General features: G+C 70.0%; 17 protein-coding genes. 7 read left to right on the top strand and 10 right to left on the bottom strand.

All coding sequences use genetic code 11. The features are described 5' to 3' along the window. The first annotated feature begins 3 nt into the window (after positions 1 to 3). Both DW306_RS14010 and DW306_RS14005 read left to right on the top strand, forming a co-directional pair. Positions 4 to 969, top strand: a complete 966-nt coding sequence (locus DW306_RS14010; protein ID WP_205814184.1) for a sugar ABC transporter permease — start codon at positions 4 to 6, stop codon at positions 967 to 969. Next, on the top strand, positions 966 to 1,913 hold the full coding sequence (locus DW306_RS14005) for a carbohydrate ABC transporter permease (protein WP_136056211.1): 948 nt from the start codon (positions 966 to 968) through the stop codon (positions 1,911 to 1,913). The genes DW306_RS14010 and DW306_RS14005 overlap by 4 nt, the downstream gene beginning before the upstream one ends. On the opposite strand, the gene DW306_RS14000 is transcribed toward DW306_RS14005, so the two are convergent. Next, on the bottom strand, positions 1,910 to 2,500 hold the full coding sequence (locus DW306_RS14000; RefSeq protein WP_136056210.1) for a TetR/AcrR family transcriptional regulator: 591 nt from the start codon (positions 2,498 to 2,500) through the stop codon (positions 1,910 to 1,912). The genes DW306_RS14005 and DW306_RS14000 overlap by 4 nt on opposite strands. A gap of 93 nt (positions 2,501 to 2,593) precedes the next feature. On the opposite strand from DW306_RS14000, the gene DW306_RS13995 reads away from it, so the two are divergent. Then, positions 2,594 to 4,882, top strand: coding sequence for a glycoside hydrolase family 3 C-terminal domain-containing protein (locus DW306_RS13995; RefSeq protein ID WP_136056209.1), 2,289 nt, complete (start codon positions 2,594 to 2,596; stop codon positions 4,880 to 4,882). Between the two features lie 30 nt (positions 4,883 to 4,912). Here the strand turns inward: DW306_RS13995 and DW306_RS13990 are convergent, their stop codons facing one another. From DW306_RS13990 to rhaI, 3 genes are read right to left on the bottom strand one after another with little or no spacing between them, the layout of a single operon-like run. Beyond that, positions 4,913 to 6,322, bottom strand: coding sequence for a rhamnulokinase family protein (locus DW306_RS13990; RefSeq protein ID WP_136056208.1), 1,410 nt, complete (start codon positions 6,320 to 6,322; stop codon positions 4,913 to 4,915). Further along, entirely contained in the window at positions 6,319 to 8,355 is a 2,037-nt protein-coding gene (locus DW306_RS13985) for a bifunctional aldolase/short-chain dehydrogenase (protein ID WP_136056207.1), read from the bottom strand. Before DW306_RS13985 ends, DW306_RS13990 begins: the two co-directional genes overlap by 4 nt. Before the next feature lie 41 nt (positions 8,356 to 8,396). Next, entirely contained in the window at positions 8,397 to 9,563 is a 1,167-nt protein-coding gene (rhaI, locus tag DW306_RS13980; RefSeq protein WP_136056206.1) for an L-rhamnose isomerase, read from the bottom strand. A 138-nt stretch (positions 9,564 to 9,701) separates the two neighbouring features. On the opposite strand from rhaI, the gene DW306_RS13975 reads away from it, so the two are divergent. Further along, complete coding sequence (locus tag DW306_RS13975; RefSeq protein ID WP_136056205.1) at positions 9,702 to 10,709, top strand: LacI family DNA-binding transcriptional regulator; 1,008 nt, start codon at positions 9,702 to 9,704, stop codon at positions 10,707 to 10,709. A gap of 6 nt (positions 10,710 to 10,715) precedes the next feature. Here DW306_RS13975 and DW306_RS13970 read toward each other — a convergent pair whose 3' ends face one another. Beyond that, entirely contained in the window at positions 10,716 to 11,045 is a 330-nt protein-coding gene (locus DW306_RS13970; RefSeq protein ID WP_136056204.1) for a hypothetical protein, read from the bottom strand. 139 nt (positions 11,046 to 11,184) lie between these two features. After that, positions 11,185 to 13,800 (bottom strand): glycoside hydrolase family 78 protein, encoded by a 2,616-nt coding sequence (locus DW306_RS13965; RefSeq protein WP_136056203.1) that lies wholly within the window; start codon positions 13,798 to 13,800, stop codon positions 11,185 to 11,187. Between the two features lie 92 nt (positions 13,801 to 13,892). Here DW306_RS13965 and DW306_RS13960 point away from each other — a divergent pair, with 92 nt between their 5' ends. Continuing rightward, on the top strand, positions 13,893 to 14,741 hold the full coding sequence (locus tag DW306_RS13960) for an NAD(P)-dependent oxidoreductase (protein WP_136056202.1): 849 nt from the start codon (positions 13,893 to 13,895) through the stop codon (positions 14,739 to 14,741). A gap of 11 nt (positions 14,742 to 14,752) precedes the next feature. Here DW306_RS13960 and DW306_RS13955 read toward each other — a convergent pair whose 3' ends face one another. Next, positions 14,753 to 15,637: an SMP-30/gluconolactonase/LRE family protein gene (locus tag DW306_RS13955; protein WP_136056201.1), complete on the bottom strand. Its 885-nt coding sequence runs from the start codon at positions 15,635 to 15,637 to the stop codon at positions 14,753 to 14,755. 77 nt (positions 15,638 to 15,714) lie between these two features. On the opposite strand from DW306_RS13955, the gene DW306_RS13950 reads away from it, so the two are divergent. Next, positions 15,715 to 16,638 (top strand): aldo/keto reductase, encoded by a 924-nt coding sequence (locus tag DW306_RS13950; RefSeq protein WP_136056200.1) that lies wholly within the window; start codon positions 15,715 to 15,717, stop codon positions 16,636 to 16,638. Next, positions 16,635 to 19,628, top strand: a complete 2,994-nt coding sequence (locus DW306_RS13945) for a glycoside hydrolase family 2 TIM barrel-domain containing protein (RefSeq protein ID WP_136056199.1) — start codon at positions 16,635 to 16,637, stop codon at positions 19,626 to 19,628. The genes DW306_RS13950 and DW306_RS13945 overlap by 4 nt, the downstream gene beginning before the upstream one ends. Before the next feature lie 91 nt (positions 19,629 to 19,719). On the opposite strand, the gene DW306_RS13940 is transcribed toward DW306_RS13945, so the two are convergent. The 3 genes from DW306_RS13940 to DW306_RS13930 are packed head-to-tail and all read right to left on the bottom strand — an operon-like array spanning position 19,720 to position 24,257. Next, positions 19,720 to 20,979 carry a four-carbon acid sugar kinase family protein gene (locus DW306_RS13940; protein WP_136056198.1) on the bottom strand — a complete coding sequence of 420 codons (1,260 nt, stop codon included), beginning with the start codon at positions 20,977 to 20,979 and terminating at the stop codon, positions 19,720 to 19,722. Between the two features lie 24 nt (positions 20,980 to 21,003). Further along, complete coding sequence (locus DW306_RS13935) at positions 21,004 to 22,260, bottom strand: RuBisCO large subunit C-terminal-like domain-containing protein (RefSeq protein ID WP_136056197.1); 1,257 nt, start codon at positions 22,258 to 22,260, stop codon at positions 21,004 to 21,006. Positions 22,261 to 22,265: 5 nt separating this feature from the next. Beyond that, a complete protein-coding gene (locus DW306_RS13930; protein WP_136056196.1) occupies positions 22,266 to 24,257 on the bottom strand; it encodes a beta-L-arabinofuranosidase domain-containing protein in 1,992 nt (663 codons plus the stop codon). Between the last annotated feature and the right edge of the window lie 164 nt (positions 24,258 to 24,421).

Raw genomic sequence — 24,421 nt, 5'->3', positions numbered from 1 at the left:
TCGATGACGATGACGCTCTCCGAGCATCGGGCGGCGGTGGAGGACTCTCCGCCGCCCGCTGCTCGCCGACCCCGCCGCCGCTCGCCGCTCACGTGGTACCGCGGCGGCGGGCTGGCGAACCTCGTGTTCGTCCTGCCGATGCTGTTCGTGTTCGTGTTCTTCTCCTGGTCGCCGATCGTGCAGTCCGTCATCATGAGCCTGCAGAAGACGAACCTGATCGTCGCGGAATGGGTCGGCTTCGACAACTACCTCGCGGTGATCGGAGACCCCGAACTCGGCAGGGCCGTGATCAACACCCTCTGGTTCGCGGTGCTCGCCCTGCTCTTCGGGTTCCCGCTGCCGCTGCTGATGGCGGTGCTGATGAGCGAGGTCCGCCGGGGGAAGGGGCTGTACTCGGCTCTCGCGTACCTCCCGGTCGTCATCCCGCCGGTCGTCGCCGTGCTGCTATGGAAGTTCTTCTACAGCGCCGACCCGTCCGGTGTGTTCAACACCGTCCTCGGCTGGGTGGGGATCCCGCCGCAGCCGTGGATCCAGGATGCCGTGCAGGCCATGCCGTCGCTCGTGCTCGAGGCGACCTGGGCCGGCGCCGGCGGCTCGATCATCATCTACCTCGCCGCGCTCCTCGGCGTCCCGCCCGAGCTGTACGACGCCGCCGAGGTCGACGGCGCCGGCATCTGGAAGAAGATCTGGCACGTCACGCTGCCGCAGCTGCGCGGCATCCTCTTCATCATGCTGATCCTGCAGGTCATCGCGACCGCGCAGGTCTTCCTCGAGCCGTTCCTGTTCACCGGCGGCGGCCCGGCCGGCGCCACGAAGACCGTGCTGCTGTACATCTACGACAAGGCGTTCCGCAACAGCCTGGGCGGCGACTACGGCGAGGCGACCGCCGTCTCGGTGCTGCTGGCGATCGTGCTGGCCGTCCTGTCCTGGCTCTACTTCAAACTGACCGACCGATGGAGCACGACATGAGCCTCACGACCCGTCTCTCGACGCGGGCCGCGGAGCGCGCCGCCGAACGCGCCGCCGACCAGGTGGGCGATCGCACGGTCATCTCCGATTCGGAGCGGAGGCGGCCCGGCATCCGCATCGGGATGTCGATCACGCACCTCTTCCTCACAGTCGGTCTCATCGTCGCGGGGCTCGGGCCGATCCTCTGGCTCGCGAAGTCGGCGGTGACGCCGACCCAGGACACGCTGCAGCAGCCGTTCGCGCTCTGGCCGAACGGCATCGACTGGGCGAACCTGTCGACCGCGTGGAACGACATCCATATCGACCAGTACTTCCTGAACACGGTCATCATCGCCCTCGGCGCTTGGTTCGTGCAGCTGTTCATCGCGACGACCGCGGGCTATGCGCTGTCGGTGCTGCAGCCGCGGTACGCGCCGCTGCTGAACGCACTCGTGCTGGCCACGCTCTTCATCCCCGGCATCGTGCTGCTGGTGCCCCTGTACCTCACGATCGTTCATCCGCCTCTGCTGGGCGACGTCAGCCTGCTCAACAACTACCTCGCGGTGTGGCTGCCGATGGGGGCGAACGCGTTCAACATCCTGCTGGTGAAGAGGTTCTTCGACTCGCTGCCGCGCGAGGTGTTCGAGGCGGCCCGCACGGACGGCGCCGGACCCTTCCGCCTGTTCTGGTCGATCGTGCTGCCGATGTCGAGGCCGATCCTCGGCGTGGTCTCGGTGTTCGCCATCATCGCCGCGTGGAAGGACTACCTCTGGCCGATGCTGGTGCTGCCCGATCCTGCCGTGCAGCCGCTGTCGGTACGTCTTCCCGCGGTGCAGTCGCAGACGGAGCTCGACGTGTTCCTGGCCGCCCTCGCGATCTCGACCCTCATCCCGATCGGCATGTTCCTGCTGTTCCAGTCCGTGTTCCTGCGCTCCGCCGGGCTGGGGGGAGCCGTGAAGGGCTAGCGCGTCATCCGCTCCGGCGCGGAGGGTGGAGTCAGCGCGTCGATCAGCGCGGCCATGATGCCGGGCATGTCGACGGAGGGGTCGATCATCCACTGGAGCTGGAGGCCGTCGGACGCGGCCTGGATCACTCTCGCGAGCGTCTCCGGATCGAGGGCGGGGCGGCGGTCCTCGGTGGGGAAGGTCTCGGCGATCGTGGTGCGGAGGCGTTCACTGCGCTCGAGGAAGTACTCGTGCGCAGGGTGGGCGGGGTCGGCGGCGTCGACCGACAGGCGGGAGAACAGGGCGACCAGCCCCGGCACCTCCGTGTTGTGGCGGATGACCTGCAGGAACCCGTCCCGTGCGCCGTCCGCGTCGAGGAAGGCCGGGTCGAGCCCGTCGTGCTCGTCGCGCTTGCGCAGCACCGCGGTGAACAGCTCTTCCTTCGATCCGAAATAGTGCAGGAGAGCGGCGGGGGTGACGCCGACGACCTCGGCGATCTCCTTCAGCGAGGCGTTCTGGTAGCCCTTGCGGCCGATCACGTCGAGCGCGCTCTCGAGGATCTCCTCGCGTCGTGCCACGCCCTTCGCGTACGAACCTCGAATAGCCATGCCTCGAGACTAATCCTGAATGCCGTTTGGAATCTAATACTGAAGCGCATATAGTTTTCGCAAGGACACCGCCGTCGCTGCGAAAGGAACACCATGACCGAGATCTCGGCCTCCGACCTGACCCTCGAGGAGAAGGCATCGCTGACCAGCGGCGCGGACTTCTGGACCACGAAAGCCGTCGACCGGGTCGGCATCCGCTCGATCATGATGACCGACGGCCCGCACGGTCTCCGCAAGCAGGCGGGCGGCACCGACCACCTCGGGCTCGCCAGCAGTGTGCCGGCAACCTGCTTCCCGCCCGCGGTCGGCATCGGATCGTCGTGGGATCCCGAGCTCATCGAGCGCGTCGGCGCGGCGATCGGCGTCGAGGCTGCGATCGAAGACGTCGCCGTCGTGCTCGGACCCGGCATCAACATCAAGCGCTCGCCGCTGTGCGGCCGCAACTTCGAGTACCTCTCCGAAGACCCGATCGTCTCGGGCGTGCTCGGCGCCGCCTCGGTTCGCGGGGTGCAGTCCCAGGGCGTCGGCACGTCGCTGAAGCACTTCGCCGCGAACAACCAGGAGTTCGACCGGATGCGCGCGAGCTCCGACGTCGACCCGCGCCCGCTGCGCGAGATCTACCTGCGCGGCTTCGAGCGGGTCGTGAAGGATGCCGCGCCCTGGACGGTCATGTGCTCGTACAACAAGCTCAACGGCGTCTGGACCTCGGAGGACCCGTGGCTGCTCACGAGCGTGCTGCGCGACGACTGGGGCTTCGACGGCCTCGTCGTCTCCGACTGGGGCGCCGTCAACGACCGCGTCGCCGGTGTCGCCGCGGGCCTCGACCTCGAGATGCCGGCATCCGGCGGTCGCACCGACAAGCAGCTGGTGGACGCCGTGCGCGCCGGCACGCTCGACGAGACCGTGCTCGACACCGCCGCCGCCCGCGCGATCGACCTCGTCCGCAAGGCGGGCGAGCGCCCGGCCGTCTCGGGTCCGCTCGATGTCGAGGCGCACCACGCCCTCGCGCGCGAAGCGGCGGGACGGTCGATCGTGCTGCTGAAGAACGACGGTGTGCTGCTGCCGCTCGCACCCGCGCAGAAGGTCGCGGTCATCGGCGCCTTCGCGACGGAACCGCGCTTCCAGGGCGCGGGCTCGTCGCTCATCAACCCGACGCGCGTGGACGCGGCGCTCGACGCACTGCGGGAGTTCGGCGGTGACGCCGTCTCGTACGCTGCGGGCTTCGCCGTCGAGGGCGGCGCGGTGGCGGCATCCGGTCGCTCCGCCGACGACCTGCGGGACGAAGCAGTCGCGGTCGCCGCCGGCGCCGACGTCGCCGTCGTGTTCCTCGGCCTGCCGGCCGCGGAGGAGTCCGAGGGCTTCGACCGTGAGCACATCGATCTGCCCGCGGCGCAGCTCGCGCTGCTCGACGCCGTGCTCGAGGCGAACCCGCGCACCGTGGTCGTCCTGTCGAACGGCGGCGTCGTGGCGCTGCCGTTCGCCGATCGCGTGCCGGCGATCGTGGAGAGCTGGCTGCTCGGTCAGGCCGGCGGCAGCGCCGTCGCCGATGTGCTCTACGGTGCCGTGAACCCCTCGGGCAAGCTCACCGAGACGGTTCCGGTGCGGCTGGAGGACAACCCGTCCTTCGGCAACTTCCCCGGCGAGTTCGGCCACGTCCGCTACGGCGAGGGACTGCTCGTCGGCTACCGCTGGTACGACGCCAAGGGACTCGAGGTGACATTCCCGTTCGGACACGGACTGTCGTACACGACGTTCGCCTACGGATCGGCCACCGCCGCGGTCGCAGCCGACGGCGACATCACCGTGCGCGTCGACGTCACGAACACGGGCGACCGCGACGGCCGCGAGGTCGTACAGGTGTACGTCGCCCCCACCCGGTCGATCGTGCAGCGCGCACCGCGCGAGCTCAAGGCCTTCACGTCGCTGGCGCTCGCCGCGGGCGAGACCCGCACCGTCGAGCTCGTCGTGCGCCGCGAAGACCTCGCCTACTGGGACGTGCGCGTCGACCGCTGGGTCGTGGAAGGCGGCGAGTACACCGTGGATGTGGCGGCGTCGAGCCGCGACATCCGCTCATCGGCATCCGTCGAGATCGAGGGCGACGAGGTGCACGTGCCGCTCACCCTGAACTCGTCGATCGGCGATGTCGTGGCGCATCCGGTCGCGGGCCCGATCGTCATGGGCGCGCTCGGCGGCTTCCTCGGCGAACTGTCCGGCGCCGACTCCTCTGCGGCGTCGATGATGCCGAACGACGAGGCGATGGAGAAGATGATGGCGTCGTTCCCGATCGGTCGTCTCATCGGCTTCCCGGGGGTCGACGTGTCGCACGAGCAGGTCGAGCAGCTGCTCGCCGCGGCGAACGCCGGCGGTGCCGTCGCGAACTGAGCAGCCGCTCTTCGACGCCCGGCGCGGGATTCAGCGTCGGGCGTCGAAGCGCACCGGCGCATGGGTCGCGGCGACGAGCGCGCGCATCTCCTCGAGCGTCTCCGGCGCCGCGCCCAGGGCGCGGGCCTGCACGAGCACGTTGCCGAGCGCCGTCGCCTCGACCGGTCCCGCCAGCACCGTCGTAGCAGCGCGGTCGGCCGTGGCCTGGCAGAGAAGCGCGTTCAGGGATCCCCCGCCGACGATGTGGATCACGTCGATCGGGCGTCCGGACAGCGCCGAGGCGGTGGCGATCGCCGCAGCGAAGGCGGCGGCGATCGATTCGACGATGGAGCGGGCGAACGCGGCCCGCTCCGCGGGCGGCTCGGAACCGGTCGCGCGCAGCAGTGCCGCGATGCGGCCGGGCATGTCACCCGGGGTGCTCAACGACGGATCGTTCGCATCGAAGAGCGGGACGTCGGCGGTGACGGCGGATGCCGCGGCGAGCAGCTCGGGAAGATCGACGGGAGCGCCGTCGGCGGCCTCCCATTCCCGCACGGTCTCGCTGAGCAGCCAGAGTCCCGTGACGTTGTGCAGGAAGCGGTAGCGGCCGTCCACGCCTCGCTCGTGCGTGAAGTTCGCGTCGCGCGCGGCATCCGTCAGCACCGGGTCCGACAGCTCCAGCCCGACCAGGCCCCACGTGCCGCAGGAGATGTACGCGGCTGACGGCGACGTCATCGGCACGGCGACGACCGCCGAGGCGGTGTCGTGCGACCCCACTGCGATCACGGGCAGCGTCGCACCGACGCGCGCGGCGAGCTCCGGACGGAGCTCGCCGATCACCGTTCCGGGGTCGACGAGGTCGGGGAGCAGGTGGACCGGGATGCCGAGGCGCTCGGCGAGATCCGTGTCCCACTCGCCGCTCTCGACGCCGAGCAGGCCGGTCGTCGACGCGTTCGTGCGCTCGGCGACGCGCGCCCCGGTGAGGAGGAAGGCCAGCAGATCCGGGATCAGCAGCGCGGTGTCGGCGCCGGCGAGCCGCGTGTCGACGCGGTACTGGTAGAGCGTGTTGAACGGCAGGAACTGCAGGCCGCTGCGGCCGTACAGCTCGGCGAACGGCACGAGCGCGTGCACCTCCTCGACGCCGCGAGCCGTGCGGTCGTCGCGGTAGTGGAAGGGCTCGGCGAGCAGCTCGCCGTCGCGGAGCAGACCGTAGTCCACGGCCCACGAGTCGATGCCGATGCTCTCGATCGCGGGCTCGCGACTGACCGCCTGAGCCAGCCCCGCCACGATGTGCTCGTAGAGTGCGCCGAAGTCCCAGTGCAGCCCGTCCTCGCGCTGGACCGGACCGTTCGGGAACCGCGAGACGAGTTCGAGTTCGAGCACGCCGTCGCCGACGCGGCCGATCATCACCCGCCCGCTGGTCGCCCCGAGGTCGACGGCCGCGACAGCGCGCAGGGTCATCGCAGGAAGGCCGCGGCGACGCCGGAGTCGACCGGGATGTGCAGGCCGGTCGTGCGGCTCAGCTCGGGGCCGGTCAGCACGTACACGGCATCCGCGACGTTCTCGGGCACGACCTCGCGCTTCAGGATCGTGCGGTTCGCGTAGTACTGGCCGAGGTCCTCCTCCGCCACGCCGTAGGTCGCGGCGCGGTTGGCGCCCCAGCCCGAGGCGAAGATGCCCGAGCCGCGCACGACGCCGTCCGGGTTGATGCCGTTGACGCGGATGCCGTACTCGCCGAGCTCCACCGCGAGCAGTCGCACCTGGTGGGCCTGGTCGGCCTTGGTCGCCGAGTAGGCGATGTTGTTCGGGCCGGCGAAGACGGAGTTCTTCGACGAGATGTAGATGATGTCGCCGCCGAGCTTCTGGTCGATGAGCGCGCGGGCCGCGGCCTTGGAGACGAGGAAAGAGCCCTTCGCCATCACGTCGTGCTGCAGGTCCCAGTCCTTCTCGGTGGTCTCGAGCAGCGGCTTCGACAGCGAGAGCCCCGCGTTGTTCACGACGAGGTCGACGCCGCCGAAGGCCAGCACCGTCGCATCGAGCGCGGCCTGGATCGCGTCGGCATCCGCGACGTTCGCCGCGACGCCGATCGCGACGTCGGAGTTCCCGAGTTCTGCCGCGGCGGCCTGCGCCTTCGAGGCATCGAGGTCGGCGACGACGACGCAGGCGCCTTCGGCGGCGAGCCGGGTCGCGATGGCCTTGCCGATGCCGGATGCCGCGCCCGTCACGAAGGCGATGCGCCCCTGGTGGGTCTTGGGCTTCGGCATGCGCTGCAGCTTCGCCTCTTCGAGCGCCCAGTACTCGATGCGGAACTTCTCGGCATCGGAGATGGGGGAGTAGGTCGACAGTGCCTCTGCGCCGCGCATCACGTTGATCGCGTTGACGTAGAACTCGCCGGCGACGCGCGCGGTCTGCTTGTTCGCGCCGTACGAGAACATGCCCACGCCGGGGATCAGGACGATGAGCGGGTCGGAGCCGCGGATCGCCGGCGACTCGGGCGTCGCGTGCGCGTCGTAGTAGGCCTGGTAGTCGGCGCGGTACTCCTCGTGCAGCTCGTGCAGGCGCGCGATCTGCTCGGAGGCCGATGCCGTGGCCGGCAGGTCGAGGATGAGCGGCTTGACCTTGGTGCGCAGGAAATGGTCGGGGCAGCTGGTGCCGAGCGCGGCCAGCTCGGGCGCCTTCTCGGATGCCAGGAAGTCGAGCACCACGTCGGCGTCGGTGAAGTGGCCGATCTGCGGGCGGTCGTGCGAGGCGATGCCGCGGATGGTCGGGGCGAGAGCCGCCGCGCGCTCCCGGCGCTCGGTCTCGGGCAGCGCCTCGAAGCCGGAGCGGATGCCGCCGAAGGGGGCGGCCTTGCCGTGCTCGGCGATGTACGCGGATGCCGTCTCGATGATCCACAGCGAGTTCGCCTCTGCCTCATCGGAGGTGTCGCCCCAGGCGGTGATCCCATGGCCGCCGAGGATGCAGCCGATCGCCTGGGGGTTCTGCCTCTTGATCTCGGCGATGTCGAGTCCGAGCTGGAAGCCGGGGCGGCGCCACGGCACCCAGACCACCTTGTCTCCGAAGATGGTCGAAGTGAGGGCCTCGCCGTCGGCCGCGGTCGCGATCGCGATGCCCGAATCCGGGTGCAGGTGATCGACGTGCGCGGCGTCCACGAGACCGTGCATGGCGGTGTCGATCGAGGGGGCGGCCCCGCCCTTGCCGTGCAGGCAGTAGTCGAACGCAGCGACCATCTCGTCTTCGCGGTCGAGGCCCGGGTAGACGTCGACCAGGGCGCGCATGCGGTCCAGTCGCAGCACGGCGAGACCGGATTCCTTCAGCGTTCCCAGGTCGCCGCCGGAGCCCTTGACCCAGAGCAGCTCGACCGGCTGACCGGTGACCGGATCGGTGTCGGTTCCCTTGGCCGAGGTGTTGCCGCCGGCGTAGTTCGTGTTCTTCGGGTCGGAGCCCAGGCGGTTCGAGCGCTCGATGAGCGCGGCGGCAGTCGGGTTCGTCATCTGTCTTTTCCTCGGTTCGAAAGGGTCGGTGGCGGAGGCGCTCAGGCGCCCCAGCCGGCCTGCACGCCGCCGACGCGATCGGCGGCGATCTTCTGCTGGTATCCGGATGCCGCGTAGGCGGCCATCGGGTCGCCGGCGAGGCCGCGCGACTCGCGCCACTCGGCGAGAGCGGGGCGCACGTCGGTGTAGAACGCGTCCATGAACACGGCGTTGGCGGCGAGCACGTCGCCCGCTCTCTGCGCCGCGGTCAGGGCGTCGCGGTCGACGAGCAGCGCGCGCGCCGTCATCTCCTGCACGTTCAGCACCGAGCGGATCTGGCCGGGGATCTTGTCCTCGACGTTGTGGCACTGGTCGAGCATGAATGCCACGTCCGGGTTGTTCAGGCCGCCGCCGCGGATGACCTCGAAGAGGATGCGGAACAGCTGGAACGGGTCGGCCGCGCCGACGATGAGGTCGTCGTCGGCGTAGAAGCGCGAGTTGAAGTCGAACGAGCCGAGCTTGCCGAGGCGCAGCAGCTGCATCACGATGAACTCGATGTTCGTGCCGGGCGCGTGGTGGCCCGTGTCGAGGCACACCATCGCCTTGTCGCCGAGCGCGCTCACCTGCGCGTAGGAGGTGCCCCAGTCCGGAACGTCGGTGTGGTAGAAAGCGGGCTCGAAGAACTTGTACTCGAGCACGAGGCGCTGATCGTCGCCGAGGCGGTCGTAGATCTTCTGCAGCGACTCCTGCAGGCGATCCTGGCGTCCGCGGAGGTCGGCCTGACCGGGGTAGTTCGAGCCCTCGGCGAGCCAGATCTTGAGGTCGCGGCTGCCGGTGGCATCCATGACGTCGATGCAGGCGAGGTGGTGGTCGATGGCCTTCTGCCGGATCGCCGCGTCTTCGTGCGTCAGGGCGCCGAACTTGTAGTCGTCGTCCTGGAAGGTGTTGGAGTTGATCGTGCCGAGCGTGACGCCGAGGTCCTCGGCGTGCTTGCGCAGATCGTCGAACGAGTCGACCAGGTCCCACGGGATGTGCAGCGCGACGGCGGGGGCGAGCGCCGTGTACCTGTTCACCTGCGCGGCGTCGGCGATCTTCTCCCACGGATCGCGCGGTGTGCCGGGCGTGCCGAACACCTTGAACCGGGTGCCGGAGTTGCCGAACGCCCAGCTGGGGAGCTCGATGCCCTGCTGCTCGAGAGCTGCGAGGTCTTCAGGGGAGAGGATGCTCATGCGACGCTGCTTTCGTTCCTGTTTTGAATCGTTTCAAATCATTGTAGGAGTCGCCGGGTCCTTCTGCAACACCCGTGCCATCCCGATCCGGCCGATGCCGTACACTCGCGGACAGTGCACGACAGGAAGGGGCACCCGGTGGCAGTGAGCGTGCGCGATGTGGCCGCCGCCGCCGGCGTATCCGTCGGCACGGTGTCCAACGTCCTGAACCGCCCGGACAAGGTCGCCGGAGACACCGTCGACCGCGTGCGCGACGCCATCGAACGGCTCGGTTTCGTGCGCAACGACGCCGCACGGCAGCTGCGAGCGGGGCGCAGCCGCAGCATCGGGCTCATCGTCCTCGATGCCGGCAACCCGTTCTTCGCAGACGTCGCCCGGGGTGCGGAGGCCCGCGCCGACGAGGACCGCCTCTCGGTGCTGCTCGGGAACAGCGACGAGGATGCCGCACGCGAGAGCAGCTATCTCGATCTCTTCCGGGAGCAGCGGGTGAACGGGGTGCTCATCACGCCGGCATCCGATGACGTCACCGGACTCCAGCGCCTCGCGGATGCCGGTACGCCGGTCGTCCTCGTGGACCACGAGGTGCCGGGCAGCGGCTTCTGCTCCGTGTCGGTCGACGATGTCGAAGGCGGATACCTCGCGACGAAGCACCTGCTGGACATCGGCCGCCGTCGCATCGCCTTCCTCGCCGGCCCCTCATCCATCGCGCAGGTCGCGAACCGTCTCGAGGGCGCGCGCCGCGCCGTCGACGAGGTGCCCGGATCCGGGCTCGAAGTGATCGAGGCGGATGCCCTGAGCGTGCTGAACGGGCGCGAAGCAGGAGACGCGATCCTGGGCAGGGCCGCCGCCGATCGCCCCGACGCCGTCTTCGCCGCGAACGACCTTCTCGCGGTCGGCCTGCTGCAGGCGCTCACGATGCTCGGAAGCGTCCGCGTCCCCGAGGACATCGCGCTGATCGGCTACGACGACATCGACTTCGCCTCGGCGACCGTCGTGCCGCTGACGTCGATCCGCCAGCCCGCACGACTCATCGGGCACACGGCCGTCGACCTGCTCCTGCGGTCGATCGACGATCCCGACGGCGACTACGAGCGGAACGTGCGGTTCCGCCCGGAGCTCGTCGTACGCGCCTCGACCGGCGGCTGAACGCGATCAGGCGCCGAGCATGACCGCCAGCAGAGCGCCCGCTCCGCCGACGATGAAGAGGAGCGTGCCCAGCTGCATCGTGCGGGTCTTGTTGCGGTCGGCGACCGGCACGCTGACCTCCAGGATCGGGCATCCGGACCAGCCGATCAGCCCGATGCTCAGCCCGACGGTCAGCGCGCTGAGCCACCACAGCGCCTGGAGCCCCTCCGGGAGGGTCGTCGGTCGCCATCCGGAGGAGAGGAGAAGACCCATCGTGACGGCGACCGATCCCACGGCGACCGCGAACCATGCGGTTCCCGTCGTCATGATGCGCTGCACGTTGATCTCAGGTGCCATCAGGTCAGATTCGGTGGTGCTCATATGCGTATCTGTCTTCGATCCCGGGGTGTGACGTGGATGGATCACGCGCTCGCGGGGAATCCGCTCGCGGTGGACCAGCAATCAGGATAGACCCGTCTGAGGCCGATGGGACCCGTCACACGGCGCCGAGCGCGGAACTCCACGATCCTTCGAGACGGTGGCTCCCGCTGCCGACCTCGACACGCTCACCGCCCGGCAGCTGCACGGTCGCCGTGGTGCCGGTCGGCACGGTGACGTCGACCCGCAGCGTCTCGCCATCCCGCCGCCACGCGATCTCGGCGCGACCGTACGGCGTCTCGTGCGCGGCACGGGCGTGAGTGAAGCCGCCGCCCGGCTTCGGTGCGAAACGGATCGAGCGGTAGCCCGGCGCAGCGGGCGCCAGGCCCGCCACCGTGCGGTGCAGCCAGTCGGCCACCGCACCGAGGGCGTAGTGGTTGAACGAGGTCATCGTACCCGGGTTCACGGTGCCGTCCGGACGCAGGCTGTCCCAGCGCTCCCAGATCGTCGTGCCGCCCTGCAGGACCGCGTAGAGCCAGGACGGCGCCTCCGTCTCCAGCAGCAGGTCGTAGGCGGCATCCACGTGACCGGTGACGGTGAGGGCGTCCGACACCAAGGGTGTGCCGACGAAGCCCGTGGCGATGCGGTGGCCCGCTTCCTCCACCAGTGCAGCCAGGCGAGAACCGGCTGTCGCGAGCACCTCGTCCGACACCAGGTCGAACGCGATGGCGAGCGAGTACGCGGTCTGCGCGTCGCTGGTCATCCGCCCGTCCGGCAGCACGTACGCCGCCGTGAACGCCGCGCGCACCTCCGCCGCGAGCCGCGCGTAGGAGGCGCGTTCCTCCTCGTGCCCGAGCACCTCGGCCATCCGCGCGACCCGGTCGGCCGAACGGGCGAAGTACGCGGTGGCGACGAGGTAGCGATCGGTCGTCGCATCGGCCGGATCCTGCGGCGGGGCGGCGGGATCGAGCCAGTCGCCCAGCTGGAAGCCCTCGTCCCAGAGCCGGTCCTCGCCGGCGAGCCGGGCGAGCAGGTCGACCCACTTCTTCGCGCTCGGGTACTGGTTGCGGAGGATCCGGGTGTCGCCGAAGCGCTCGTACAGCGTCCACGGCGTGAACGTCGCGACATCGCCCCACGCCGCTCCCGGGCGGATCGGCGTCCATTGCTTGTCGGCCGGGATCACCGGCACGTACCAGGGCACCGTGCCGTCGGGCAGCTGCTCGATGGCGACGTCCTTCAGCCAGCTGGAGAGCATCCCCGACACGTCGTACAGGAACGACGCGGTCGGCGCGAACACCTGCAGGTCCCCTGTCCAGCCGACGCGCTCGTCGCGCTGCGGGCAGTCCGTCGGGATGTCGAGGAAGTTGCCGCGCATGCTCCAGACCACGTTCTCGTGCAGCCGGTCGACCAGGGCGTTCGACGACTCGAACCAGCCGGTGCGCTCCATGTCGGTGTGATAGACCCGGGCGACGATGTCGCCGGCGGCGACGGCCGCGTCCAGCGCGTTCGCGTCTCCGGGCCACTCGATCTCGGCGTAGCGGAAGCCGTGGAACGTGAATCGCGGCTCCCACTCCTCGACGCCGAGGCCGGCGAGGATGTACTCGTCGGTCGAGGTCGCGTCGCGCAGGGGGCGCGTGTAGATCTCGCCCTCCTGCAGCACCTCCGCGGTGCGGAACCGAACGATGTCGCCGGCGCGACCCGAGACCCGGAACCGCGGCCGTCCGACCAGGTTCTGCCCGAAGTCGAGCACCCGCTTGCCGCTCGGCGTCGTGAGCAGTTCGACCGGGGCCACCTCCTGCGTGCAGCGGACCGGCGGCCCTTCTGGTGCGGTGAGAGTCGCCGGGTCGCGGTGCGCGGCGACCACCCGGGACCAGCCGCTCGCGTCGAACCCCGGACGCGACCATCCGTCGAGCTCCGCGGCCACGCGGGCATCGTAGGTCTCGCCGTCGTAGTTCCCCGCGTGCAGGATCGGGCTGGGTGCCGCACGCCAGTCGCCGTCGGTCGCGATCGTCTCGGTCGTGCCGTCGGCGTAGCGGAGCTCGAGCTGCGCGAGCAGGGAGAGGTCGGTGCCGAAGACGTTGCGGAAGCCTCCGCGCCAGCCCATGCGTCCGCGGTACCAGCCGTCGCCGAGCCAGGCGCCGATCGCGTTGGCTCCCGCGGCGATCTCCTCGGTCACGTCGTACGTGTAGTACCGCAGCTTCTCCCGATACGGCGTCCAGCCGGGCGACATGGCGTCGTCGCCGATGCGTCGTCCGTTGATCTCGACCTCGTAGACGCCGTGCGCCGTCACGTAGAGGCGGGCGGAGACGAGATCCTTGCGCGCGGCGAAATCGCGCCGCAGCAGCGGGGGCCGACGGTCGTCGCGGTGTGGATTCTGCGGCCAGTTCGCGCCGACCGCCATGGCGGTCCAGTCCGCGGCGTCGAGCAGGCCGGTCTCGACCGCGGCGGGCGCACTCCACTCGGAGACGGAGCCGTCGTCGCCCGTGACGCGGACGCGCACGACCGCGCGTTCACGGGAGGAGAGCGGATGCGACGGCCACGGCCGCAGCACCGAGTCGGAGTCGTCGATGCTCGTGGTGACGGACTCGCCGGCGCGTGTCACCTCGAGCTCGTACGACGCCTGCGTCCATCCCGCCGGCGCCTGCGTCTTCCAGGAGATGCGGGGCGAGGGCTCTCCGATTCCGAGGGCGTGGCGGTGGTGCTCGAACGTGGGCGCAGCGACGACGATGCTCATGAGTCTCCAGATTCAGGGGTGGGTCGATCATCCCGCGAGAATTGACACGTTTCAACACGGGGCGGGAAGATGAGGGGAACGAAAGGATCCCCATGCGCGTGGTCGTCACCGGCAGTTCGGGAAAACTCGGACGAGCCACCGTGGAGCGGCTGAGAGCCGACGGCCACGAGGTCGTGGGGTTCGACATCGTCGGAGCGCCGGGGCCGGGCTTCGTCCACGTCGACCTGCAGGACTACGGACAGGTGCTCGATGCACTGCTCGGAGTGACGGCCCGACATGACGGGCTCGACGCCGTCGTGCATCTCGCCGCCCTGCCTGTGAACGGGCTGGTTCCGGATGCCGCGACCTTCACGAACAACATGAACGCGACGTTCCACGTGCTGCACGGTGCCCTGCGCGCCGGCATCCGCACGATCGTGCAGGCATCGAGCATCACCGCGATGGGCTTCCCGGACTTCGCGAACCTGACCGCGCTTCCCGTCGACGAGAGCTACACCGAGGCGAACAACACCTACGCCCTCGGCAAGGTCGCCGAAGAGGCGATGGCCGCGCAGCTCGTGCACTGGGCCGACGGGACGAGCATCACGGCGCTGCGCTTCACCAACGTCGTCGCGGAGGGGGAATACGCGACGTTCGAGCGTGCCGGCGTCGCCGACTACCGCCGCGATCTGCTCGGCACGTACGTCGACGCGCGCGACGCCGCCACGGCCGTCGCGCTCGCCCTCGAGCACGCCGCCCCGGGTTTCGAGGTCTACAACGTGGCGGCATCCGACTCGGGCGTCTCGACGCCGACGGCCGAGTACGCCGCGCGGAACTACCCCGGGGTGCCGCTCCGCGACGGTCTCGGCGAGTTCGAGACGCTGATGTCGATCGACAAGGCGCGCGATCGGCTCGGTTTCGAGCCCGTGCATCTCTGGCGCCAGGAGTACTCGGGAGCGTAGCCGCGCGGTCATCACGCCGCGGTGGTCGTCGTGCGGATCCGGTAGAGGCCGGTCGTCGCCGTGAGGAACAGGTCCTGGCCGTCGTCGCCGCCGAAGGTGCAGTTCGACACCGTCTCCGCCACGGGGACGTGCGCGAGCAGTGCACCGTCCGGCGTGTAGACGTAGACGCCGTCACCGGCCGAGGTCCAGACCCGGCCCTCGCGGTCGATCGCGAACCCGTCGGAGGCTCCGACCGGCGGCTTCGCGAACTCCTCGCCGTCGCCGACGACGGTCGACCCGTCGACGTCGAACACGCGGATCTGCTGCGCCTCCGGGCGGTCGGCGTAGAAGCCCGTGTCGGAGACGTAGAGCCGTGAGCCGTCTGGCGAGAACCCGATGCCGTTCGGGTGGACCATGGTCGTGACGACCGGGAGGGCTTCGCCGGTGACCGGGTCCCAGCGGAACACGTAGCACGCGTCATAGTCAGAGGTGCCCGGGTGTCCTTCGCGTCCGCTCGGGTGGATGCCGTACGGCGGATCGGTGAACCAGATCGCTCCGTCGGATGCCACGGCGAGATCGTTCGGGGAGTTGAAGCGGCCGCCCCTCCAGCGCTCGACCACGATCTCGGGCCCGTCCGCGCTCTCGCGCTCGATCGCGCGACGACCGTGGCTGCACTGGATCACGCGGCCCTCCCGATCGAGGGCTCGTCCGTTCGTGTACTCGGCGGGCTGGCGGAAGGTCGTCACCTGATCGGTGGCGGCATCCCATTCGAGGATGCGGTCGTTCGGGATGTCGCTCCATCGCACGCGCCGGGTGCCGGGAACCCAGACCGGCCCCTCGCTCCATTCGGTGCCGTCGGCGAGGCGCTCGAGTTCCGCTCCGGGGGCGAGCAGAGGGGATGCGGCGTCCGTTGACATGCGGATTCTCCTATGAATAAACTTGCGCTGAAACGGTTCAGGTTCGACCGTAGCATTCGCGGTGAGGGGTTCCGACGATGACTTCCCGGCAGCGGCCGACGACTCTGGTGCTCGGCACCTCGGGGCTCGGCTCCGGCGACGAGGGAGCCGCGATCGACACCGCCCTGGCGCTCCTGCGCAGCGAGCACGTCATCGACACCTCCAACATCTACTCCGGGGGAGCGTCCGAGCGCGTCCTCGGACGGGCGCTGTCGACGCTGGCTCCCGAGGAACGCGCGCCGGCGGCGGGCAGGATCCTCACGAAGGTCGACCGGGATCCGGAGACCGGTCGCTTCGATGCCGACCGCGTGCGGCAATCGGTGGAGGAGAGTCTAGGACGCCTCGGTGTCGATCAGGTGACGCTGCTGCACCTGCACGACCCCTACGTGCTCACGGTCCGCGAGGCGCTCGCCCCCCGCGGAGCCGTCTCCGCCCTGGTGCGGTTGCGCGAGGAGGGTGTCGCCGCAGAGATCGGCATCGCGGCGGGGCCCGTACGGATGCTGCAGCGCTACGTCGACAGCGGCCTCTTCGATGCGGTGCTCTGCCACAACCGCTACACGCTCGTCGATCGCAGCGCCGCGTCGCTCTTCCGCGACGCGCACGATCGCGGCATGCGCGTGTTCAACGCGGCGCCCTTCGGGGGTGATCTGCTCGCCGGCGGTCCCCGCGACGGTGCGCGTTACCACTACAGACCGGCATCCGCAGAGCTGCGCGACTGGACCCGGCGGGCCGAGGTGGTCTGCGCGAGACACGACGTGCCGCTGCCGGCCGTCGCTCTGAATCTGTCGCTGCGGGCCGACACCATCGACGGCACGGTGGTCGGCGTCTCGTCGCCCGCACGCCTGCACGCCCTGGAGCGGCTCGCCGCGACCGTGGTCCCCGCTGCGGTGTGGACAGAGCTCGACGCGCTCGGACCCGCACCATCCCCGATCGACGACAGCGCATACGGAGAAGACGAATGACCGGTCGCTACTGGGAGAGCACCCTGCCGGGGGTCGGTCGGCGCTCGCCGCGGGCGGATGCCGTCACCGACGCGCCCGTGCAGAGCCTCAATGGCACGTGGCGCTTCCGGCTCTCCCCGACCGCCGCCGGAACGGGCGGTGACTTCGTCGCTGCGGACTTCGACGACTCCGGCTGGGACGAGATGCGCGTCCCGTCGCATTGGGTGCTCGAGGAGTTCACGCCGCTCGCCGGGGGAGCCGCGCGCCGCATGCTCGGCACGGAGGAAGGTCCGCTGTACACGAACACCGCCTACCCGATCCCGCTCGATCCGCCGTACGTGTCGACCGAGAACCCGACGGGCGACTACCGGCTCATGTTCGAGGTGCCCGCCGGTTTCGGCGCGGCGGTCCTGCGCTTCCAGGGTGTCGACTCGTGCGCGAAGGTCTGGCTGAACGGCGAGGAGCTCGGCTGGTCGATGGGCAGCCGACTGCCGTTCGAGTTCGAGGCGCCCGTGCGTGCGGGCAGGAACGTGCTGGCGGTGCGGGTGCAGCGCTGGTCGGCCGGCACGTACCTCGAAGACCAGGACATGTGGTGGCTGCCCGGCATCTTCCGCGATGTCGAGCTGCTCGCCAGGCCCGAGGGCGCCATCGACGACCACTTCGTGCACGCCGACTACGACCACGTGTCGGGCACGGGAACCCTGCGCGTCGACGCGTCCATCGCCGCTGTGGTCGAGATCCCCGAGCTCGGCGTCTCGATGCCGGCCGGCGAGACGGTGATGATCCCGGTGGAGCCGTGGAGCGCCGACACCCCGCGCCTGTATCGCGGCACGCTGCGGGCGGCGGGGGAGACCGTCGAGCTCGCGATCGGCTTCCGTCGGGTCGAGGTCGTCGACGGGGTGTTCGTCGTCAACGGATCACCGCTGACCTTCCGCGGCGTCAACCGGCACGAGCACCACCCCGACACCGGGCGCACGCTCGATCGCGAGACGATGATCCAGGACATCGTCATGATGAAGCGCGCGAACATCGACTCGGTGCGTACGAGCCACTATCCGCCGCATCCCGAGTTCCTGCGTCTGTGCGACGAGTACGGACTGTGGGTCGTGCTCGAGGTCGACCTCGAGACCCACGGCTTCATCTACGAGGGGTGGGAGCACAACCCGCCCGCGCTGCCGGAATGGCGCGAGTCGATCATGGATCGCCTCCGTCGCACGGTCGAGCGCGACAAGAACCATCCGAGCATCGTCGTCTGGTCGCTGGCGAACGAGAGCATGTCGGGCGACGGCTTCACCGCGATGCGGCGCTGGCTCGACGAGCGCGACCCATCCCGCGTCGTGCTGTACGAGCGCGACCCCAGCTACCGCGACTCCGACTTCTACTCCCTGATGTACCCGTCGCTGGAGCTGCTGGAGAGCATCGGGCGGCACGAGGAACCGCGCGGCGGTCGGCTGAGCATGCACGGCATGGTGTTCGGCGGGGACGATGAACCTCTTCCGCCCGGTGTGTCGGAGGCGGAGGAGACGCGCCGTCGCGGACTGCCGTTCCTGCTGGTCGAGTACGCCCATGCGATGGGCAACGGCCCGGGCGGGCTGCATGACTACTGGCGGGTGTTCCGCTCGTACGACCGTCTCTGCGGCGGGTTCGTCTGGGAGTGGATCGACCACGGCATCAACGACGTGGATGCCGAGGGGCGACCGTTCATCCTGCAGAGCGAGGACATCGACTACGAACCCCGCGGCGGGCGCTTCTCGCTCGACGGACTGCTCTTCAGCGACCGCACGCCCAAGCCGTCGCTCGCGCAGCTCGCCAAAGCGCACGAGGTGATCGACATCGAGGTCGACCCCGAACACGTGCGCATCGCGAACGAGCGGCACACGGCCGACACCTCGGATCTGCGGTTCCGCTGGTCGGTCGAGGCCGACGGGGAGCAGGTCGCGAGCGGCGTGCTCGAGGTGCCGACGATCGCCCGTGGAGAGCGCGTCGAGATCGCGGTCCCGGATGCCGCGGCATCCGCTCTGCACGCGACGGACGCGGTGCTGACGGTCGAGGCGACGCTCGCTGCCGAGATGTTGTGGGCGCCGGAGGGGCATGTCGTCGCCTGGGCGCAGCGGGTCGGTGCTGCTCCCGTGCAGCGCGCCTCGCGCGCGGCCACGGTCGCGGTGTCGCAGAGCGGCGATGACGTCATCCGGGTGGGGGCGGCCGCGTTCGACGCGGACACGGGCCGTCTTCTCCGGCTCGGCGACCTGCCGGTCGACGGACCCTGGATCGATCTGCACCGCGCGCCGACGGAGAACGACCGCGGACAGGGCGACACCAACAACATCGCCGCGATCTGGCGCGCCACGGGACTGCATCGCCTGCGGCACCGGATCGATGACGTCGCCCATGACCGCGAGCGTCTGATCGTGCGCGGGCGCACCGCACCGCGCACCCACCCGCATGGCGTGACCTGGACGATGACGTGGCAGCCGGACGGCGACGGAGTGCGACTCGAGACGACCGTCGACTTCGTGGGTCCGTGGGCCGACACGCCCTTCAAGCACCGTGACATCTGGGTGCCCCGCCTGGGCCTGCGCTTCGCCCTGCCCGCCGCCGTCGACCGGGTGACCTGGTTTGGGCGCGGTCCCGGCGAGACGTACGTCGACGCGGTCGAGGGCGCGCGAGTCGGACGCTTCGAGAGCACGATCGACGCGCTGCAGACGCCGTATCCGATCCCGGAGGAGAACGGCAACCACACGCAGACGCGCTGGCTCGATGTCTCGGGCGAGGGAGTGCCGACGCTGCACGTCGACGGAGAGCCGTTCGACTTCACCGCCCGGCGATGGACGTCCGAGCAGCTCGAGGAGGCGCGTCGTCCGAGCGACCTCCTCGCCGGAGACCGGGTGTGGCTGAACCTCGATCACCGGCAGCAGGGCATCGGCTCGGCATCCGTCGGCCCCGCTCTGCCCGAGCAGTACCGGGTGCCGCGCGAGCACACGACCTGGGGCGTGCGTCTGTCGGTCCGCTGAGACCCCGCTTTCGCGTCGAGACCCCCACCTAAAGTCGCTCGCAGGTGGGGGTCTCGGCGATAACTCGGGGTCTCGGCGGGGCGGCAGGGACTCAGACGTCGAGGGCGGCGGCGTCGAGGAAGAGCGAGTCGACGCCGACCTGGCCGCCCTTGAGCAGCAGCTCGAGCGCGTTCACGTCGGTGTCGTCGGCGTGCGGACGCAGCAGCACGACGTTCCCCCACGGGTTCGCCGCGATCGACAGCGCGTCGATGCCGAGCAGGCGCGTGATGCGGCTCGAGGTGTCGCCGCCGCAGACGATGACACGGCGCGCCGCACCCGCTCGTGCAGCCGCGAGCACGAGCGCGCCCGCGGCCTCGGCGATCGCTTCGAGCACGGAACGGTCGCCAAGCGACGTGGTGTCGGCATCGGCCGAGGTGAAGACGACGCTTCGTCCTGAGATCAGCGCGTCGAGGGCGGCCTCGGTCGCCTCGGCCTGATCGTCGGCGCCGAGGAGCAGCGGGCGCACCAGCCAGCCCGCGGCGGCAGCGGCTTCGACCTGGCGGCGAGTCTGCGGCGAGCGACTGCCGGAGACGACCAGGACGGGTCCGGCCGCGGGAGTGGCGGTGGGAACAGTGGATGCCGTGCCCGGCGAGGCTGCGGCGAGACCCTGCGACAGGCCGCCGGAGCCGATCGCGAACACGGGGGAGGGCAGGTCGTGGAGCGCCGCGCCGACCGTGAGGAGGTCGTCGTCGGTCACCGCATCGAGCACGACTGCGGCCTCGTCGGCATCTCCGAGCCGCTCGGTGAGGGAGCCGTAGGCGGTGAGCGGCACCGAGCCGATCGGGAGGGCGGTCTGCCGGCCGATGTGGATCGCGAGGTCCGCTTCCGTCATCGGCGTCGACGGATGCGTCGACATGGTCGGCTGGCGGTCGAGGCGGTGCACGATGCCGTTCTCCGACGCGAAGTGGGTGCCGAACAGCGTGTATCGCCCGAAGTCCGGCTGGGCGAACAGCATCGGCACCGGACGCGCCGCGACGACGTCCCTGGCGATCTCGATCACCCGCCCGAGGCTGCCGATCGCCGGCGACGAGTCGGCGGTGGAGCACGCCTTGTACTGCACGATCGGCGCCCCGGTCGCGACCAGGGCCTGCAGTGCAGGGATCACCTCGGCATCCATCTGCTGCGGCGACAGCGACCGGGCGATGCCGGCGATGCCGACCACGTCGACGGTCTCAGCCGCAGCGCGCAGCGCGTCGGCCGTGGGCAGGGTCGTGAACAGCCGGCTCGACCAGCCGCGGCGGGCGAACTGCAGCAGCGCGTCGACGCTCCCGGTGAAGTCGTCGCCGTAGAAGGTCGCGCGGATCTCAGACATGGCGGATCTCAGACATGGCGCATCTCAGGCACGGACAGGGCCGAACACCTCGGTCGCCCGCCGCAGCGCGTCCGACCGCTCGACGGCCTCATGGACAGACTCGCCGCGGGCGGCCGACGCCCAGGCTTCGCGCATGCTGCTCACTCCCGCTGCGGCACCGTCGGGATGACCGTGGATGCCGCCACCGGCGAGCACGAGCAGATCCGTCGTGCCGACCGCCCGGTAGGTCGCATGCGCCAGACCGCCCCACTGCCCGCTGGAGAGCACGGGAACGGTCGGATTGATGCCGAGGAGCGGTTCGCGGACCGCGGCGATGGAGTCGAGCACCTCGTCGTCCGTCTCGTAGAACTTGTTGCTGATGCCGTTGGTGTGCAGATGATCGGCGCCCGAGAGACGGGCGAGCTTCTGCCACGCGCGAAAGCCTATCCCGACCTGCTCCGACCGCCCGATCGCGCCGAACATCGTGCGATGCCCGTGGATCGGCACCGCAGTGTGCTTGCTGAGGAACTCGAGCCCGGCGAGTCCGACGAGGTTCACGCACGCCATCACGCAGGTGCCGCCCGCGGCGACGACGAGGTCGTGGTTCGCCTCGAGCCGGTCGATGTCGTCGGTGATGTTGAAGGCGTACATCGGCATCCGTCCGGTGCGATCGGCGTATCGGCGCAGTACCGGCATGACCGCCTCGACGCGTGCGGACAGCGGCGAGGACGGACCGTTGCCCTGCAGCTCGTCGTCCTTGATGAAGTCGATGCCCGCCTCGGCGAGCTCCCCGACGACCTCGGCGAGCTCGGACGGAGCGAGACCGATGCTGGGCTTGATGATCGTGCCGATCATCGCGCCGTCCGACGCACCCATCAGGCGCCGGGTACCGGCCACGCCGAAGCGCGGGCCCGGGTAGCGCTCGGCGAACGCCGAAGGCAGGTCGAGGTCGATCAGTCGGACGGCCGAGAGCTCTTTGATCTCGAAGAGGTTTCCGGCGACGGCGGCCATCAGGTTCGGAAGCGACGGCCCGAAGTTGTCGAGCGGGAAGCGCAGCCGTAGCACCGCCCTGCGTCGTTCCGCGGGATCGCCGACCGCACCGGGCAGGCGGGAGGCGCCCGTGAGCGGCACCTCCTGAAGGGACTCCACCTGTGCGGCGAAGCGTGCCCGCACGTCGTCGGACTCGCGCTGCACCCGCACGAAGGTGCCGGTGGACTGCTCGCCCGCCAGCACCTCGGCCGCGTGCTGCAACGGGAGGGAGGTCTCGATGACGTAGGTCGCGATGACGTGCTGTGCGCTCATCCCGATCACCAGACCAGCGGGAGCCACACGGACATCTCGCCCGCTCCGCGATTGCCCCACGTGTAATACGGAACGAGACGAGCGGATGCCGTGGTCACCTCGGCCTCGCCCAGGAGATCGTAGAGCGCGTCCTCGCCGGTCGTCGGCAGCACCGCGATCTCGGTCTCGAGGGCGATGACGCGGTGGCCGTCGACCTCGGACTCGACCGGCGTCAGCGCCGTGCCGCGTCGCAGCGCGGCCTGCTCGAGCACGACGCCGTCAGGAAGATCGGCGCTCTCCAGCGCGTACACGACCGGCCCGCGTCGCACGGCGACCTGGTTGGCGGTCTCCTCGGCGAGGCGGTGTCCGCGCAGCATCCGCACGGGCATCGGCAGGGTCAGCACGACGACGTCTCCCTCGGCCCACTCGCGGTCGATGCGTGTGTACGTGCCGGGCGCCGAGACCTCGACGGCCTCGCCGTCGACCGTCGCGGTTGCGCCCTCGCTCCAACCGGGGATGCGCAGGTGCAGCGGGATGCCGCCGCCGGACGCTGCCGTCACCGTGAAGGTGAGCGTCTCGCTCCAGGGGTAGTCGCTGTCCTCGCGCAGAGCGAGGGACCGGCCGTCCTCCGTCGACACGTTCAGCTCACTGCCGCCGTACTGGTGCACGTAGAGGCCGTCGTCTCCGAGAGCGGCGGCGCGCTCATGGAAGCGGGCGAGTGTGCGCGCGATGTTCGGCGGGCAGCAGAAGCAGGCGAGGTAGCCCTCGCGCAGCCGCTCATCCGACGGAGGAGGCGGCGGAGTCGGGTGGATCGCCGTGTCGCCCGGGCGCCGCAGCGGGTACGGGAGATCGCGCACCTGGCGCAGGGCGTTCGTGTAGAAGTACTCGGAACCGGCCAGGCTGATGCTGGCCAGCAGGGTGTTGTACGCGACCTGCTCGATGACGTCGGCGTACTTGGCGTCTCCCGTGAGGGAGAGCATGCGCTCGCTCCAGAAGATCATGCCGATGTTCGCGCACGATTCGTTGTGCGCGGTGGTGTGCGGCAGCTGGTACGCGCGGCCGTAGGCCTGGTGCACACGGCTGATGTCGCGCTGCCACGGCGACGCGTCGGGGGAGGCGCCGTCGTACAGGGCGCCGCATCCGCCGGTGATGTAGAGCTTGGTGTCGACCACGTCCTGCCACAGCCGCTCGAGCACGCCTTCGAGCTCGGCGTCGCCGGTCTCGAGCACGAGATCGGCGAGACCGGCGTACAGGTAGTTGGCGCGGACGGCGTGACCTGCGACGACCGTCTGCTCGCGGACGGGCAGGCGGTCCTGGTTGTCGTCACCGCCCTCGAAGTCGTCGCGCACGCGCACGAACGCCTCGGCGAGGCGCAGGTAGCGCTCCTCGCGCGTGGCCCGGTACAGCTCGATGACGGCCATGTAGTGCGACGGGCAGATGGCGCTGCGGGCGAGCTCGAGCGGCTTGTTCGTGGCGAGATCCTCGAGGAAGCCGGCCGCCTTGCGGGCGACGTCGAGCAGTGTCTCGGATCCGGTGACCTCGTGGTGCCGCACGCCCGCGGTGATCAGGTGGCCGAGGTTGTAGGTCTCGAAGTGGAAGCGGTCGGCGAGGGCGGTGACGTCGACGTCGTTGCGGTCGGCGATGAGCGTCGGGGTGTGCAGGTAGCCGTCGGGGCGCTGCACGGAGGCGATCAGGGCGGCGATGTCTTCGATCCGCTGGGCGAGTTCCTCGTCGGGGTCGGTCTCGAGACTGGCGATCGCGGCCTCGAGCCACTTGTAGAAGTCGCCGTCCATGAAGGAGGGTCCGAGGTGCTCGCCCTCCGCGAGACCCGCGGCGATGCGGAAGTTCGCGAGCCCGGGGCTCACCGACGGATCGCTGAGCGACGACCAGATCTGCGGGACCGTGACGTCGCGGGTGCGATCGTGGATGCCGCCCCAGAAGCCGTGGGTCCAGCGGGCGTTCTCTGCGCCGAGCGGCCGCAGCGGGCTCGACTCGCGCAGAGTCTTCGTCGTCGACATGACGTTTTCCTTCCGAGGCGGCTGCCATCCGTTCGTGCAGGCAGATCATCCGTCCTGCAAGAGATCGCAGGACTGCATGATCATGCATGTTAGCGCGGAAATCGGCCCCATGTGAATATATTTTCAACACTGATTGTTGACACACCGTTGAAACGATTCTATTC

The organism is Microbacterium sp. K24, assembly GCF_004794465.1.
Taxonomy (GTDB): domain Bacteria; phylum Actinomycetota; class Actinomycetes; order Actinomycetales; family Microbacteriaceae; genus Microbacterium.
The sequence above is the reverse complement of the archived record's forward strand: the minus strand, read 5'-3'. Positions and strand labels throughout refer to the sequence as shown.